The organism is Roseibaca calidilacus, from assembly GCF_001517585.1.
GTDB lineage: Bacteria > Pseudomonadota > Alphaproteobacteria > Rhodobacterales > Rhodobacteraceae > Roseinatronobacter > Roseinatronobacter calidilacus.
Genome location: NZ_FBYC01000004.1, coordinates 2,535,430 through 2,550,873 on the forward strand (window position 1 = coordinate 2,535,430; position 15,444 = coordinate 2,550,873).

The following is a 15,444-nucleotide window of genomic DNA, read 5'->3' on the forward strand; positions in this document are numbered from 1 at the left end:
GATGTATACCGTCATCGGCAAGGCCAACAGCCGCGCAACACGCGTGCTCTGGGTGCTAGAGGAGCTTGGGCTGGGTTACAAACACATCCCCGCCGCACCGCAATCCGAAGGGGTGGTCAGCTTCAACCCGGCGGGCAAAGTGCCGGTCCTGATCGAAGATGGCACGCCGATCACCGATTCGACCGCGATCATCCAGTATCTGGCCGACAAGCATGGCGACCTGACCTTTCCGGCGGGCACACTCGACCGCGCGCGCCAAGACAGCCTGACCCAGTTTCTGCTGGATGAATTCGATGCAGCGCTGTGGATGGCCGCGCGGCATTCCTTCGTATTGCCCGAAGAACTGCGCCAATCCGCGATCAAGCAATCGTTGATCTGGGAATTCACCAACAGCCAGAAAACACTGGTGCAGCGCATGGGCGATGGGCCGTTCCTGATGGGCGACCGGATGACCGTGCCCGATGTGATCCTGACGCATTGCGGGCAATGGGCCCGCATCGCGAAATTCCCGGTGCAGGAAGACCGCCTGACCGCCTATCTGGACCGCATGTTCGCAAGGCCCGCGCTGCGCAGGGTGATGGAGATGATGGGGTGAGCGGTTGTAAAGCCAGTAAAGACAGGGCTGCACCGTGCATGGTCCGCTATCACTCCATACATCTGAGATGTGCAGCCAAGAAAGTTGGATTCTTTCAATGGCTTAGCTAAGATATTGGAATCTATCTGATATTTTAAATTGGGCGTTGACAAGTTTTCCACAGAGTTATACAATTAATAGGCATTTAGGCCGCTGCCCAATGCTATAGAGCCATGCGCGACACGGTGATATTCTGCCGGCCGTAGCACCACCAGCGGGTGGGAGCGCATTGTGGGGTTCCAGGCAGGCCCCACCGCATGGCTACTCATACCAGCCGTCTCTGATTCGTTTGGCCTTGGACAGCAGGGATTTAGTTTGTCTTGGTGATGTTCGGTGAAGCGTTTTAACATAAGTCCGTCTTCGATCTACAGTAACTTTCAGGACCAACTTGTAGCGTCGGCCCTCAAATAAGAAGGTTGCAACTGCGTGAGTGTTACGATCGTCACTGAGCCAAACACCAGAGAATAAGATTATAGGAATAAGCTGAATATCAGCATGAGTAATGTGATCACCATGCTTTTGAATTATGTGTTTCAATGACTCGCTAGAAAGAAAAACAGTATCACGTGAACATCCTAGATATTTTCTAACTTCGTGAGGGACCGTGCCTACCTCTAACTCTGGCCTGCGTGCAGCTGCGAGTTCAATGAGATCGGTTTCTGTAATTCGGATCAAATGCAATATTTCCTCTAGCAGGCAAATTCCCACCACTCCACTTATTGATGTCAGAAGCAATAGCGCCAGTCTACAAAAGTTCCTCAGTGCTTGTTCCACTTCAATGGTGCAACCCTCACGCCATCGTGACGCCCCACATGAAACACATCCCACCTCTTGCGCGTAATATCTTAAAACGTCCCTCAACCATCGGAGGCCCCCACATGCGGCTGACCACCCTTTTCGCCACGCTGATTGCAGCGTTCTTCACCGCCCTGCCTGCCATGGCGCAGACCCAGACCGCGCTGGTCGCGGGCGGGTGTTTTTGGTGCGTGGAATCCGATTTCCGCCGCGTCGATGGCGTGACGGATGTGCGCGTGGGTTTTGCGGGCGGCAGCCAGCCCAACCCGGAATACAAAGAGGTCGCCAGCGGGCGCACCGACCATCTGGAGGTGACGCAGATCACCTTTGACGCGGGCCAGATCACCTATCGGCAGGTGCTGGACCTGTTCCTACGCTCGATCGACCCGTTCGATGCGGGCGGCCAGTTCTGCGACCGGGGAATGCAGTATTCCACCGCCATTTTTGCCACGCCCGACCAGCAGCCCATCGCGCAGGCCGCCATTGCCGCAGCAGAGGCGGAACTGGGCAAATCGATCGTCACGCCGGTGCGCGATATGGCCACGTTCTACGAGGCAGAGGAATTCCACCAGAATTACGCCAATAGCGAGGAACGCACCCTGACCCGCTTTGGCTGGATCGCCCGCAAGGATGCCTACAAGAACTACCGCGAGGCTTGCGGACGCGACGCGCAGGTGCGCCGCATCTGGGGCAGCGACGCGCCGTTCGTGGGCGGCTAGGCTAGCGCGGCGTCTATCTCTGCGCGTGTGGGCATGGCCCCGGCTGTGCCTGCGCGCCCCACTTGCAACCCGGCCGCAGCAGAGGCAAAGCGCATCGCATCTGGCGGCGACATGGCCGCATCCAGCGCGGCGGCCAAAGCGCCGGTAAAGCAATCGCCCGCGCCAGTGGTGTCCAGCACCTGCTTGGCCATGGCGGGCGCATGAATTTCCGGCGTGCCGCGAGCGTGCCAGCAGGCGCCCTCGGCACCCTTGGTCACGATTACGGTCTCTACCGGCAAATCCTCGAACGGCAGGCCAAGCACATCTTTCAATTGCGCAGCCTCTACCGCGTTCAGAACCAGAATATTGGTGAAGGCCAGCACGGCTTGCGCGGCAGCGGCATCAAACGGGGCGGCGGAATAGACAACCTCCATCCCCAGACCCATTGCATATTCGGCAATCTGGGCCACATGCGCAGTTTCATTCTGGATCAGCAGCAGATCGCCCACATCTGCCCCGTCCAGTGCGGCCTTGGCCTGCGCAAGGTCAATCGCATGGTTCGCGCCGGGATGGATGACAATGCTGTTTTCGCCCCCCGGTTCCAGCAGGATAATGGCGTGGCCCGTGGCCTCTGACACCAGCTGCACGCCCGAAACATCGACCCCGTATGCCGCAAGCACCGCTTCGGCCCCGCCAGCGCCAACGGCCCCGATATGGCGCACCTTCGCCCCCGCCCGCGCCGCGGCGACGGACTGGTTTGCGCCCTTGCCGCCCAGTTCCACCCGGTAGCTGGCCGCAGCCAGCGTTTCGCCCGGGGCCAGCCTGTGGGGCAAGGTGTAGATGTGGTCCTGATTGATTGAGCCGTAGCAATAAACCGTCATTCGCCGTCCCGCATTATAAGCACATGTCCCCCTGCCAGCGCAGGCTGGCCTGTTCGGCGCGCAGGCGCTGCACTGCGGCCTGTTCCGCGCTAGCATCGACCGGCACGCGCCGCGCCGCGCGCGGCTGTTGCACATGGTCGGTGCACAGCAATTCGGGCAAATCGCACAGCCGCAGCACTGTCTTGCCATCCTGCGCCGGGCGTATGCGGTAGCCGCGCGCGAGGGCACGCTCGCGCTCGACAATCTCTGCTGTCACCTCGGCCAGACGCTGGGCGCAGGGCGATGGCGCGGCACAGGCGGTCAGCACCAGAGGCAAGATCAGGACAGTCCATTTCATACCCGCCTTCTACCACATCGCCTGCGACCGCCCAGAAAAAACCGTGTCCCCTTTTTTCCACGGCCAAAGCGGCATACATCTTGGGCACCCGAAGGCAGGAGCGCCCATGACCGACCCCCAAAACCCCGTCTTGCAATTTATGCTAACGCGCCGCTCGCGCCCGGCCAAGCTGATGCGCGCCCCCGGCCCTGACCGTGCGGCGCTGGAACCCCTGTTGCAAGCCGCCGCGCGCGTGCCTGACCATGGCAAGCTGGAACCGTGGCGCTTTGTCGTGCTGCAACAGCCCGCAGGCGCACGGGTTGCCCAACAGATCATGAATTACGCACATAACAAGGGGCTAGAGGGCGAAAAACCCGCCCGCGCCTTTTTGGACAGCCCGGTTTGCGTGGCCGTCATCGCCAGCCCCAAACCATCCGAGAAGATCCCAGAACTGGAACAGACCCTGTCCGTGGGCGCGGTCTGTCTTGGGCTGGTGAATGCGGCCTTGGCCACCGGGTGGGGCGCGAATTGGCTGACCGGCTGGCCCGCGCATGACCATGCGCTTATGACCGAAATCCTTGGTCTGGCGCCGCAAGAATGGGTCGCGGGCTTCATCCATATCGGCACGGCAGACAGCGCGCCCCCCGACCGTCCGCGCCCGGACATGGACGCGATCACGCAATGGGTGCAGGCGTGATCCTATCCTCTTACGCCCATGCCATTGGCCAGTTGCGCGACCCGCAGTTTCGCCGGGTCATCTGGTTTGGCGTTGCGCTCGCGGTGGCGCTTTTGTTTGCCATGTATGCGCTGGTATTGCTGGCAGTGCAGATATTCGTCCCCGGCACCCTGACACTGCCCTTGGCAGGAGAGGTGTCGGGCCTGCAAACACTGCTCTCTATCGGGTCGCTTCTGGTCATGCTGGGGCTGTCGGTGTTCTTGATGGTGCCGGTCGCCTCTGCCTTTACCGGGCTATTCCTTGAAGACGTGGCCAACGCGGTTGAGCTCAAATACTACCCAGGCCTGCCCGCTCCAACGCCAGTGCCCCTTGCCACGGCACTGACCGATTCGCTGCGCTATTTCGGCCTGCTGGTCGCGCTGAACCTGCTGGGCATGGTAGTATTCGTGTTTTCGGGGGGCTTGGGTTTCGTGGTGTTCTGGGGCATCAACGCGTGGCTGCTGGCGCGCGAATATTTCACCATGGTCGCCCTGCGCCGCCACCCGGCGGCAGAGGCCCGCGCCCTGCAACAGCGCCACCGCTGGCGGCTATGGTTTGCTGGGATGTGGCTGGCGGTGCCGCTGTCCATCCCCATCCTCAACCTGCTGATGCCGGTGGTGGGTGCCGCAGCCTTCACCCATATGTATCATCGGGTTCAGGGCCGCAAACCGGGGTCGTCGGCTACCGAACATCTATGAAGGTTTCGACAACATTCATGCTGACCACGCCCGACAGGATTATTCCCGAAATCACCACGAAAGCGCCGGTCGCCCAATAGGTGGTAATTCGCGCGGTCTTTGCCATTTGCGCGTTTTCAGGGGCAGAGGAATGCGTGCCCGGCACGACATCGCCAGCCTCTCCTTGCGTGCGCGTGCGCAAGGGCAGCACGATGAACAGGGTCAGAAACCACAGCATGGCGTATAGCACGATGGCCGACATGATGCTCATCAGACTTGCTCCAACTCGACCAGGCAGCCGTTAAAATCCTTGGGGTGCAGGAACAGAACCGGCTTGCCATGCGCGCCGATCTTCGGCTCTCCGGTGCCCAGAACACGCGCGCCGGTCGCCTTCAGCTTGTCGCGCGCGGCCAGAATATCCTCGACCTCGTAGCAGATGTGGTGGATACCGCCCGCCGGGTTCTTGTCCAGAAAGCCCTGAATCGGGCTGTCCTCTCCCAATGGGTATAACAGTTCAATCTTGGTATTCGGCAGGGTGATGAACACTACCGTCACGCCATGGTCGGGTTCGTCCTGCGGCGCGCCCACTTCGGCACCCAAGGTATTGCGATACTGCTCCGCTGCGGCCTGCAAATCGGGCACAGCAATGGCGACATGGTTCAGGCGTCCGATCATGGGGTGTCCTCCGTTTTCCCACATATGCGGCATGCTCGCCCCCCATGGCAAGCCAATCCGAAGCGACAGCACGCCGCAACCCCCGGCCGTTTAACTCGATCTTAGGCTATCCGCGCTTGAATAAGCCCCTGCCATGGAGGGATGCCATGAATACCGAATCGACCACCGTTGCCCCGCAACTGGCACCCGTGCAGCCGCATCAACGCGGCGGCACGCTGCTGCTGGTGGAAGACAGCCGTTTGACCGCCGATTACATCCGTCTGCTGTTTCGGGGCGCCGCAGGGCGCTTGCGCCGGGCCGATTGCCTGCTCAGCGCGCGGCGGCATATCGCGCTATACACGCCAGATGCCGCGATCATCGACCTTGGCCTGCCCGATGGCTCTGGGCTGGACCTGATTTCCGAAATGGCGCGGCGACTGCCTAGAACCAAGCTAATCATCGCCACCTCTGGCGACCCAGACAGGGAAGAAGACGCGCTTCTTGCCGGGGCCGACCGCTTCTTGCCCAAACCCTTCGGCACGGGGGCGCAATTTGCGCAGATGCTGGCCCCGGTCTTTCTCGGGCTGCGCCCCGCAATAAAGGGCGCACAGCCGCCAACACATGCCGCGCTGCGCGACGATCTGTATCTGGCACTCGACCTGCTGAATGGCGTGAATGCGCGACCTGCTTATGCCGGGCAATTCATCGCACAACTGGCCTGCATGACGGGCGATACCGCGCTGGAACACGCAGCGCAAACAGGCGATCGCGCAGAAATCACGACGCTGCTGCGCAACCGCTTGCGGGCACTGCCCCTGATCTGACGGGGAAGGCTACGCAAAACGGGCAGCCTCACCACCGTGAAACTGCCCGCCTGTGCCGCAAATTTGCGCGTTTAGTCTTTCGGGGCCAAGCGCAGACCCAGATCGCGCAACTGCTCGTTCGTGGGGTCGGATGGCGCGTTCAGCAGCAAATCCTCGGCGCGCTGGTTCATCGGGAACATGATGACCTGACGGATATTCGCTTCGCCCGCCAGCAACATCACGATGCGGTCAATCCCAGCCGCGCAGCCACCATGCGGGGGCGCGCCGTATTTAAACGCCTTGACCATGCCGCCAAAGCGCTTGTCCACTTCGGAATTCGGGTAGCCCGCGATTTCAAACGCGCGATACATGATTTCCGGCTTGTGGTTGCGGATCGCGCCCGACAGCAGCTCATACCCGTTGCAGGCCAGATCATACTGGTAGCCCTTGACCGCCAGCGGGTCGCCCGACAGCGCATCCATCCCGCCTTGCGGCATGGAAAACGGGTTATGGCTGAAATCGACGCGTCCATCGTCGGTTTCCTCGTACATCGGGAAATCGACGATCCAGGCGAAGGCGAAGCGGTTCTCGTCGATCAACTTCAACTCGCGCCCGATCTCGTCACGCGCTTTCCCGGCCACACCCTCGAATTGCGCGGGCTTGCCACCGAGGAAGAAGGCCGCATCGCCCTCGCCAAGACCCAACTGCTGGCGGATGGCTTCTGTCCGTTCCGGGCCGATATTCTTGGCCAAGGGACCAGCGGCTTCCAGCCCGTCATCTCCCGCGCGCCAGAAAATATATCCCATCCCCGGCAAGCCCTGTGCCTGCGCGAAAGCGTTCATCCGGTCGCAGAACTTGCGGCTGCCGCCACCGGGCGCGGGAATGGCGCGAATCTCTGTCCCGTCATTTTCCAACAGCTTGGCGAAAATCGCGAAACCGGAGCCGCGGAAATGCTCGGACACGACCTGCATTTCAATCGGGTTGCGCAGATCGGGCTTGTCAGTGCCGTATTTCAGCAGCGCCTCTGCATAGGGAATTTGCGGCCAGTCGGCGCAAGCATCGACCTTGGCACCGCCGCCGAACTTTTCGAACACGCCTTGCAGCACAGGGCCAATAGCGGCGAATACATCATCCTGCTCGACAAAGCTCATTTCCAGATCAAGCTGGTAAAAATCGGTGGGCGAGCGGTCAGCGCGCGGGTCTTCATCGCGGAAACAGGGCGCGATCTGGAAGTAGCGATCATAGCCCGACACCATGATAAGCTGTTTGAACTGCTGCGGCGCTTGCGGCAGCGCGTAGAACTTGCCGGGGTGCAGGCGCGAGGGCACAAGGAAATCGCGCGCGCCTTCGGGGCTGGATGCGGTGATGATCGGCGTCTGAAACTCGCGGAAATTCTGATCCCACATGCGACGGCGCATTTCGGCCACCACGTCCGAGCGCAGCACCATGTTGCGCTGCATCGTCTCGCGCCGCAGGTCCAGAAAACGGTAGGACAGCCGCGTTTCTTCGGGGTAGTCGGGTTCGCCAAACACCGGCAACGGCAGGTCATCGGCGGCACCCAGAACCACCATGTCGCGGGCATACACCTCTATCGCGCCGGTTTTCAGCTTGGTGTTGACCAAGGACGCATCGCGCGCCTTCACCACGCCGTCAATGCGCACGCAATATTCCGCGCGCAGCTTTTCGATGGCGGCAAAGGCCGGGCTGTCGCTATCGGCCAGCACCTGCGTGATGCCGTAATGGTCGCGCAGGTCAATAAACAACACGCCGCCATGATCGCGGATACGATGCACCCAACCCGACAGGCGAACTGTGTCACCCACATTGGCGGCGGTCAAATCGGCGCAGGTATGGCTGCGATAGGCGTGCATGGGAAACCCTTCCTTGCTCTGGCCTGCGCGATACACCTTTTGCGCCGCGCAAAGTCAAGGGTCTCAGGTCCAATGCATGCCCGCATCACCCGTCAACACAGCATGTGCCATGGTCAGACGCTCTGGCGGCAGGTCCAATGCGGCGGCGGCCTCAAGCGCCGTTTCGTCGCGCATCATCACGAAATCAAGCGCGGCCCCACCAAGCCCGGCATCGGGCGCGCCCCCCTGCAATGCGGCGCGCAACGCATCGACATCGGCACCCGTCGCCGCCAAGAACACACCCAGAAGATCTTCCTGCGCGCATAGCCAGAGCAAAACTTCTGTTGCGATATCCTGTGCTTGCACTGTCTGCATCTGCCACCCGTAGCAATCGACCCAAAACTTAAAGGGTTTGTTAACCAATTCGGCGCTATCCTCCGCCATAGTAATTTAACATCGGAATATGAGTAAATGGCAGGGCGAATTCTAATTGTAGATGATTTATCGCTGAATCGGACGGTTCTGCGGGGCAAACTGATGTCTGCCTGCTACCACGCGATCACGGCCAGCGGCGGCCGCGCAGCGCTAGAACTTGCGCGCAATGAAAAGCCGGATCTTGTGTTGCTGGACTATCACATGCCCGACATGGACGGGCTGGCCGTATGCCAAGCTTTGCGGGCCGACCCGGTAACACGCGACATCCCCGTCATCCTGTTTTCCGCGACGGCCGATCATGCGCATCGCCTTGGCGCATTGGCCGCCGGCGCAGATGATTTTCTGGCAAAACCGCTGGACGAGGCGTATTTGCTGGGCCGCATCCGCAGCCTGTTGCGCAGTGTCGCGCATCGTGACGAATGGCGCCGCCACCCGAATACCGCCTTGCAAGCCGGGCTTGCCGATCCGGCCGGTCTGTTTGCGCCGCAGCCCCATCTTGCGCTTTTGACCGGCCAGCCGAACACCTTCGCCGTCTGGCGCTCTACAGTGTCGGCCATCTGGCCAGAGGCCCGGCTGACCGCCGCGACCGTTCCAGACGCGCTGCGGCTTGACGCGCAAAGCCAAGTCCCCGATCTGTTCATCCTGTCGCCCGACGCGCTGGAGCATGCAGGCCTGCATGTGATTGCCGAATTGCGTTCACGCGCCGCCACACGCCATGCCGAGATTTGCCTTATCCTGCCGCCCTCGGACCGTGCCAATGGCGCAATGGCGCTTGATCTGGGCGCGGCAGATGTCCTGACCTTGCCGCTGGACCGCGCGGAAACCCGGCTGCGGCTGGAAAAGGTCATTGCCCACAAGCAATTGGCCGATGCCCAGCGCCGCACGCTGGAACGCCAGCTTGGCCTTGCCGCCTTCGACCCGCTGACTGGCTTGCACAATCGCAACCACGCGCTCATGCAACTGGACCGCGCCATCACCCCCGATAGCGACAGCTTCGCCTTGCTTTTGATCGACCTTGACCATTTCAAGGAAATCAACGATCGGCACGGCCATAATGCGGGCGATGACATTTTGCAGCAGGTCGCCCGGCGCATGCAGCAAGACCTGCGGAAATCTGACATCCTGTGCCGCTACGGGGGCGAGGAATTCTTGCTGGCCATGCCCAACACGGACCTTGCCACGGCCAGAGAGGTTGCCGAACGGCTGCGCGCCCGGATTGGCGATGCCCCGTTTCAGTTGCGCAATTCCGATCTGCGGCTGCGTGTAACCGCATCTATCGGCGTTTCTGTGCACCGCGCGCCCGAACACCCGCTGGCCGGAGAGATGTTGAACCAATTGCTGGAAGGGTCCGACAGGGCGCTGCTGCGTGCCAAACATTCGGGCCGCAACAAGGTTGTCACAGCGCGGGCCACCGCCGTAGCCTGAACCGTCAGGCCGCGCACGGCGCCAAGCGCAACCCGCCTTCGCGTTCCAAAAAGGCCACGATGGCATCAACCCCGCGTCCCTGTCGCAGCTCCGCCATTACATAGGGGCGCGCGCCACGGGCGGCGCGGGTGTCAGATTCCAGCAGGTCGCGGTCAACACCGACATGGGGGGCAAGGTCGGTCTTGTTCACCACCAGCATGTCAGAGCGCGTCACCCCCGGCCCACGCTTGCGCGGTATGTCCTGCCCGGCGGCAGTGTCGATCACATAGATCGTCAGGTCAGCCAGTTCGGGGCTAAAGGTCGCCGCCAGATTGTCGCCGCCAGATTCGATCAAGACCAGATCCAGATCGGGAAACTGCGCTGTCAGATCGGCAATGGCCGACAGGTTGATCGACGCATCCTCGCGGATCGCGGTATGCGGGCAGCCACCGGTTTCGACCCCGCGAATGCGTTCGGCGGGCAGCACCTGCGCGCGCATCAGCGCCTCCGCATCCTCGCGGGTGTAGATGTCATTCGTCACCACGGCCATCGAACAGCGCCCGGCAAGGGCGCGGCACAGATGTTCTGTCAGCGTCGTCTTGCCCACGCCCACCGGGCCGCCGATACCCACGCGCAAAGGTCCGTTGCTCATGTCTTGAATATCCTTACATCCAGAGTTTCATGCGCCATGGCGTGCAATTCAGCGCGAAACGCACCGCTTGCCAAGGTGTCGAGTGTCGCGCCCGCCGCGCGCTGTGACAAGGCAGCAATGCGGGCGTGTTGCGCCGCCAGCACCTTTTGCCCCGCCGCCTGCCCCAAGGGCACGAAACGCACCGCGGCAGAGGTCAGGTTGCTGGCGAATGCGTGCAAATACACCGCGATGACGGTTTGCGCAGGCAATCCCAGCGCACCTGCCGCGCGGCCCACGGCCACGGGCAAGGCTTCGGCCACGGCATCCGCCTGCCCCATCTGCCCGCGCGCCATGGCAAAGGCCGCGCCCTGCTCGGTCGTCTCTTGCAACCGTTCGGCGCTGCCTGCCAGCGCGCGGGCGGTTTGGTTTAACAAGTCGAAATCTGAACCGGGCCGCAACGCGCAGGCCAAAAGCACCGCGTCATTCCAGCCGGTGCCGTGGTCCAGAATGGCCGACAGCCAAGCGCCAAATGCCTTGGCGTCAGCCACGTCCCCCACGCTGACCGCCTGTTCCAGCCCGTGCGAATAGGCAAACGCCCCGGTCGGAAAGGCCGGGGACAACCATTGCACCAGCGACAGCAGCGCCGTTGCGTCAGGGGTGGTGGTCATGTGCATGGTCATGGTCATGCCCGTGGCTATGCCCCATCGTGCGGCCCATGCCATAAGCGCCGCCTTCGGGGGTGAAAGGCCGCGTGTCGCGGCTGACATCCGCGCCCAGCTTGGCCAGCATTGCTTCCAGCACATGGTCTTGCCGGATCACAAGGCAATCGGCGGCAATCTGGCAGGGCGTGTGCCGGTTGCCGATATGCCATGCCAGCCGCGCCAGATCGCCGCGCACCACCAGCACGGGTTCGGGCGCGGCCTGCACCGCAATCTCGCGCCCGTCTTCCAACACAAAGGCTTCAACGCCCGTCAGGTTCGTCACCTCTGGCAGATCCACCAGAAAGCCCCGGCCAGAAGCCGCGACCAAGCGCTTGCGGCGCAAGAAGCGGCCTTCATAATCCAGCGCGACCGTATCGCAGGCATGGTGCACATGGCTGTGGATGCGCACGGCATTCGGGTAATCGTCCATCATGGCCCCTCAGAACAAGAAATAGCGCTGCGCCAGCGGCAATTCGCGGGCGGGCTCGCATGTCAACAGCTCGCCATCGGCGCGCACTTCGTAGGTTTCCGGGTGAACATCTATCTGGGGTGTGGCCGCGTTCAGCACCATGTCGGATTTGCCAATATTGCGCGTGCCGCTAACCGCCAGAAGCTGCTTTTCCAGACCCAGCCTGCCCCGGATCCCATCGGCCAGCGCCGCGCCGGACACGAATGTGACCGCGCTGTTCAACCGCGACCGCCCATAGGCGCCCCACATGTTGCGGGTGTAAAAGGGCTGCGCGGGGATGGACCCGTTCGGATCGCCCATCTGAGCCGAAACAATGACACCGCCCATCAGCACCATTTCGGGCTTCGCGCCAAAGAAGGCGAAATTCCACAGGCACAGATCGGCACGTTTGCCGACCGTGACCGACCCGATATGTTCCGACACGCCATGCGCAATGGCCGGGTTGATGGTGTATTTCGCCACATAGCGGCGCACGCGCAGATTGTCATTGTCGCCCGTTTCCTCGGGCAACCGCCCGCGCTGTTTGCGCATTTTATCGGCGGTTTGCCATGTGCGAATAATCACCTCGCCCACACGCCCCATGGCCTGACTGTCCGAACTGATGATCGACATCGCGCCCATGTCGTGCAGGATATCTTCAGCGGCAATCGTCTCGCGCCGAATGCGGCTTTCGGCAAAGGCCACGTCTTCGGGCACCTTGTTGTCCAGATGGTGGCACACCATCAGCATATCCAAATGTTCTTCGATCGTGTTGCCCGTATAGGGCCGCGTCGGGTTGGTCGAGGACGGGATGACGTTCTGCGAGCTGACCACTTTCAGAATGTCCGGCGCATGGCCGCCCCCTGCCCCTTCGGTGTGAAACGCATGGATCGTGCGCCCGTTGATCGCCGCCAGAGTGTTTTCGACAAAACCCGATTCGTTCAGCGTATCGGTATGAATCATGACCTGCACATCCATCGCGTCGGCCACGCTTAGACAACAGTCGATGGCGGCGGGGGTGGTGCCCCAATCCTCGTGCAGTTTCATGGCGCAGGCCCCGGCGCACACCTGTTCTTCCAAAGCGGCAGGCAGCGCCGCGTTGCCCTTTCCGGCAAGGGCCAAGTTCATCGGAAACGCCTCGAACGCTTGCAGCATCCGGCCAATATGCCACGGCCCCGGCGTGCAGGTGGTGGCGAGCGTCCCATGCGCAGGGCCGGTGCCACCGCCCAGCATGGTGGTGATACCGGATGCCAGCGCGTCCTCTATCTGCTGCGGGCAGATGAAATGGATATGCGCATCCATGCCGCCTGCGGTCAGGATCTTGCCCTCGCCCGCGATCACTTCGGTGCCCGGCCCGATCACGATGGTCACACCCGGTTGCGTGTCGGGGTTGCCTGCTTTGCCGATGGCGGCAATCAGCCCATCACGCAGGCCCACATCTGCCTTGTATATGCCGGAATGGTCCACGATCAGCGCATTGGTAATAACCGTATCCACCGCCCCTTGGGCGCGAGTGCGCTGGCTTTGGCCCATCCCGTCGCGGATAACCTTGCCGCCACCGAACTTGACCTCTTCACCATAGATGGTCAGGTCGCGCTCGACCTCTATGATCAGATCGGTATCGGCCAGCCGCACCTTGTCGCCCGTGGTGGGGCCGAACATGTCGGCATAGGTGCTGCGGTCTATGCTGGCTGGCATGTCAAAGCGCCCCCATGATCTTTTGGTTAAATCCATAGACCACGCGGTCCCCACCATAGGGCACAAGCTGCACATCGCGGGTCTGGCCGGGTTCAAACCGCACGGCGGTGCCTGCGGCAATATCCAGCCGGTAGCCGGTGGCGGCTTCGCGGTCGAACTGCAAGCCGGGGTTGGTTTCGGCAAAATGGTAATGGCTGCCCACCTGAATGGGGCGGTCGCCGGTATTGGCCACGCTTAGCGTGATCGCCTCTGCCCCCGCATTCAGGATGATCGTGCCGGGCGCTGCAAAGACCTCTCCGGGGATCATGCATCAGCCCCCTATAACCAACGCCGCGCCGCCCAGCGCGATCAGACCACCAGCCACACGCGTGGCGATCAGCCCAAGGGGGCGCGCGGCCAGAACGCCAAAGGCCACGCCCGTGCCATGCAGCAGCGCGGTCGCGCTGGCAAACCCGGCAAGATAGGCCAGCGCGCTCGCCCCCGCCATTTCGGACCCATGCGCATGGCCATGGAACAGCGCCAAAGCGCCGACAATCGCCGCCGCCACGGGCAAAGCGACAGGGCGGGCAAGCGCGGTCAACCCGCCCAAGGCAAGGATTGACGCAAGGATCATCGGTTCAACCAGCGGCAAGGGCAGCCCGGCCAGTGACAGCACGAACCCAACCACCATTGCCCCCACGAAAGCAGCAGGCAAGGCCCACAGCGCGCGCCCGCCCAGCACCACGGCCCAAAGACCAACCGCAACCATGGCAAGAACATGGTCAAGCCCCCCAATTGGATGCAGGAAGCCGGACAGGAAAGAGCCTTCATTCCCATGGCCCGGATGCGCAAAGGCGGGGCTGGCAAGCAAGAGGGGTGCGGCAAAGGCAATCGTTCGGGACATTTTCATACGGGGCGCTCCTATTTAGCGAATGGGGTGATGGACGGTCACAAGCTTGGTGCCGTCGGGAAAGGTCGCTTCGACCTGAATCGAATGGATCATCTCTGCGATCCCTTCCATGCAATCCTCGCGGCGGATGACATGCGCGCCCGCTTCCATCAGCTCGGCCACAGAACGACCGTCGCGCGCCCCTTCGACCACGAAATCGGAAATCAGCGCCACCGCTTCGGGGTGGTTCAGCTTTACGCCGCGCGCGTGGCGGTTGCGGGCAACCATCGCGGCCATGGAAATCAGCAGCTTGTCTTTTTCACGGGGGGACAGGTTCATCGGTTCCTCGGCAGGTTACATCTGCCACACACGCGGCGGCGGGGCACCGCGCCGCAACACATGCAGCAAAGACAGGATCTGACGGCGCAGGGGCCAGCCATCGGCAGCCAGCAGGCGGATCACCAGCTTGCCGTCATAGGCGCTGGCGGCAGCTTGCGTGCCATGCGACAGCGCGGCCCGCACGGGGCCAAGCGCGTCGCCGGCCCCTTGCGCGCATAAAACCAGCGTTGCAAAGGCGCGCGCGCCGCCCAAGATCGCGCTTTGGCCGGGATGGGCCAACATGGCCGTGTCCAACACCATGGGTTCCAGAAACACCGGCACCCCGCCGCGCGTGATGCGGCGGTGGTCGCGCAAATGCAGCGCGCGCACCTCCTCGCCCATGGCGGCGCGGCCCAGAACAACGCTTTCCAGCAGCAGGCACCCGGCATCTGGGGCAAGGCGGATATGCGTGTCGCGGTCCAGATCGCTGCGGTCGAACAGAATGGTTTCCTGCGGCAACCAATCCAGCCAGCAGCCCGCGCCCACATCATGGGCAACCCGCACATGGGCGGGGCCAGCATTGGCACGATAAGCGCGTTCGGCGGTTTGGGTGGTGGCGGTGACACGGGCACCATCTGTCAGCGTGACGGCGTAATCCAGCCGGTCGCCGCTGGTCAGCCCGCCAGAGGTGTTCAGAAACACCACTTCCGGCGCGCCCGAAATGCGCGGCAATTGCGCCTTGGCCGACCCAACCTGCCGCAACTGGCCAAGCCGCGCGCCGGCGAATGCCACACGGGCATCGCCCGCGCTGCGCTGCATCTTCACCTGTTGCCCGGAATCAAGCATGGCGCCCCCTTTACCCGACCCATGGATAAAGGCTGCACCGCCCAGCACAGGGGTGACCCCGCCGCAGACCAA

Annotated in this window: 20 protein-coding genes; 6 read left to right on the plus strand and 14 right to left on the minus strand. The window is 62.3% G+C overall.

Annotation, left to right across the window (positions count from 1 at the left end; translation table 11 throughout):
- Position 1 precedes the first annotated feature (1 nt).
- Entirely contained in the window at positions 2 to 595 is a 594-nt protein-coding gene (locus AWT76_RS15950) for a glutathione S-transferase family protein (protein WP_072247270.1), read from the plus strand.
- A gap of 917 nt (positions 596 to 1,512) precedes the next feature.
- On the plus strand, positions 1,513 to 2,148 hold the full coding sequence (gene msrA, locus AWT76_RS15955) for a peptide-methionine (S)-S-oxide reductase MsrA (protein ID WP_072247272.1): 636 nt from the start codon (positions 1,513 to 1,515) through the stop codon (positions 2,146 to 2,148).
- On the opposite strand, the gene AWT76_RS15960 is transcribed toward msrA, so the two are convergent.
- Complete coding sequence (locus AWT76_RS15960; RefSeq protein ID WP_072247273.1) at positions 2,145 to 3,008, minus strand: PfkB family carbohydrate kinase; 864 nt, start codon at positions 3,006 to 3,008, stop codon at positions 2,145 to 2,147. The two genes, msrA and AWT76_RS15960, sit on opposite strands and share 4 nt — an antisense overlap.
- 13 nt (positions 3,009 to 3,021) lie before the next feature.
- The gene (locus tag AWT76_RS15965; RefSeq protein ID WP_072247275.1) at positions 3,022 to 3,345 is read right to left on the minus strand and encodes a hypothetical protein; all 324 of its coding nucleotides are present in this window, start codon (positions 3,343 to 3,345) and stop codon (positions 3,022 to 3,024) included.
- A 106-nt stretch (positions 3,346 to 3,451) separates the two neighbouring features.
- Between AWT76_RS15965 and AWT76_RS15970 the strand changes: the two genes are divergently transcribed.
- Positions 3,452 to 4,021, plus strand: coding sequence for a nitroreductase family protein (locus tag AWT76_RS15970; RefSeq protein ID WP_072247277.1), 570 nt, complete (start codon positions 3,452 to 3,454; stop codon positions 4,019 to 4,021).
- Positions 4,018 to 4,737, plus strand: coding sequence for an EI24 domain-containing protein (locus AWT76_RS15975; protein WP_245638831.1), 720 nt, complete (start codon positions 4,018 to 4,020; stop codon positions 4,735 to 4,737). Before AWT76_RS15970 ends, AWT76_RS15975 begins: the two co-directional genes overlap by 4 nt.
- Here AWT76_RS15975 and AWT76_RS15980 read toward each other — a convergent pair.
- Positions 4,721 to 4,987, minus strand: coding sequence for a DUF1467 family protein (locus AWT76_RS15980; RefSeq protein WP_072247279.1), 267 nt, complete (start codon positions 4,985 to 4,987; stop codon positions 4,721 to 4,723). The two genes, AWT76_RS15975 and AWT76_RS15980, sit on opposite strands and share 17 nt — an antisense overlap.
- A complete protein-coding gene (gene mce / locus AWT76_RS15985; RefSeq protein ID WP_072247280.1) occupies positions 4,987 to 5,391 on the minus strand; it encodes a methylmalonyl-CoA epimerase in 405 nt (134 codons plus the stop codon). Before mce ends, AWT76_RS15980 begins: the two co-directional genes overlap by 1 nt.
- Positions 5,392 to 5,537: 146 nt before the next feature.
- Between mce and AWT76_RS15990 the strand changes: the two genes are divergently transcribed.
- Positions 5,538 to 6,194: a response regulator gene (locus AWT76_RS15990; protein WP_072247282.1), complete on the plus strand. Its 657-nt coding sequence runs from the start codon at positions 5,538 to 5,540 to the stop codon at positions 6,192 to 6,194.
- A 71-nt stretch (positions 6,195 to 6,265) separates the two neighbouring features.
- Here AWT76_RS15990 and aspS read toward each other — a convergent pair whose 3' ends face one another.
- The gene (aspS, locus tag AWT76_RS15995; protein ID WP_072247284.1) at positions 6,266 to 8,044 is read right to left on the minus strand and encodes an aspartate--tRNA ligase; all 1,779 of its coding nucleotides are present in this window, start codon (positions 8,042 to 8,044) and stop codon (positions 6,266 to 6,268) included.
- A 63-nt stretch (positions 8,045 to 8,107) separates the two neighbouring features.
- Entirely contained in the window at positions 8,108 to 8,398 is a 291-nt protein-coding gene (locus tag AWT76_RS16000) for a DUF3572 family protein (RefSeq protein ID WP_072247784.1), read from the minus strand.
- A 96-nt stretch (positions 8,399 to 8,494) separates the two neighbouring features.
- Between AWT76_RS16000 and AWT76_RS16005 the strand changes: the two genes are divergently transcribed.
- The gene (locus AWT76_RS16005; protein ID WP_072247286.1) at positions 8,495 to 9,883 is read left to right on the plus strand and encodes a diguanylate cyclase; all 1,389 of its coding nucleotides are present in this window, start codon (positions 8,495 to 8,497) and stop codon (positions 9,881 to 9,883) included.
- A 4-nt stretch (positions 9,884 to 9,887) separates the two neighbouring features.
- Here AWT76_RS16005 and ureG read toward each other — a convergent pair whose 3' ends face one another.
- Genes ureG through AWT76_RS16045 form a run of 8 tightly spaced genes read right to left on the minus strand, consistent with a single transcriptional unit; the run spans position 9,888 to position 15,372 of the window.
- Complete coding sequence (gene ureG, locus AWT76_RS16010; RefSeq protein WP_072247287.1) at positions 9,888 to 10,514, minus strand: urease accessory protein UreG; 627 nt, start codon at positions 10,512 to 10,514, stop codon at positions 9,888 to 9,890.
- The gene (locus tag AWT76_RS16015; RefSeq protein WP_141656025.1) at positions 10,511 to 11,161 is read right to left on the minus strand and encodes an urease accessory protein UreF; all 651 of its coding nucleotides are present in this window, start codon (positions 11,159 to 11,161) and stop codon (positions 10,511 to 10,513) included. The genes ureG and AWT76_RS16015 overlap by 4 nt, the downstream gene beginning before the upstream one ends.
- Positions 11,145 to 11,624 carry an urease accessory protein UreE gene (locus AWT76_RS16020; protein WP_072247785.1) on the minus strand — a complete coding sequence of 160 codons (480 nt, stop codon included), beginning with the start codon at positions 11,622 to 11,624 and terminating at the stop codon, positions 11,145 to 11,147. The genes AWT76_RS16015 and AWT76_RS16020 overlap by 17 nt, the downstream gene beginning before the upstream one ends.
- Positions 11,625 to 11,633: 9 nt before the next feature.
- Positions 11,634 to 13,340: an urease subunit alpha gene (gene ureC, locus AWT76_RS16025; protein WP_072247288.1), complete on the minus strand. Its 1,707-nt coding sequence runs from the start codon at positions 13,338 to 13,340 to the stop codon at positions 11,634 to 11,636.
- A 1-nt stretch (position 13,341) separates the two neighbouring features.
- Positions 13,342 to 13,647, minus strand: a complete 306-nt coding sequence (locus AWT76_RS16030) for an urease subunit beta (RefSeq protein WP_072247290.1) — start codon at positions 13,645 to 13,647, stop codon at positions 13,342 to 13,344.
- 3 nt (positions 13,648 to 13,650) lie between these two features.
- A complete protein-coding gene (locus AWT76_RS16035) occupies positions 13,651 to 14,229 on the minus strand; it encodes a HupE/UreJ family protein (RefSeq protein ID WP_072247292.1) in 579 nt (192 codons plus the stop codon).
- A gap of 15 nt (positions 14,230 to 14,244) precedes the next feature.
- Complete coding sequence (locus tag AWT76_RS16040; RefSeq protein WP_072247294.1) at positions 14,245 to 14,547, minus strand: urease subunit gamma; 303 nt, start codon at positions 14,545 to 14,547, stop codon at positions 14,245 to 14,247.
- A 15-nt stretch (positions 14,548 to 14,562) separates the two neighbouring features.
- The gene (locus AWT76_RS16045; RefSeq protein WP_072247787.1) at positions 14,563 to 15,372 is read right to left on the minus strand and encodes an urease accessory protein UreD; all 810 of its coding nucleotides are present in this window, start codon (positions 15,370 to 15,372) and stop codon (positions 14,563 to 14,565) included.
- Between the last annotated feature and the right edge of the window lie 72 nt (positions 15,373 to 15,444).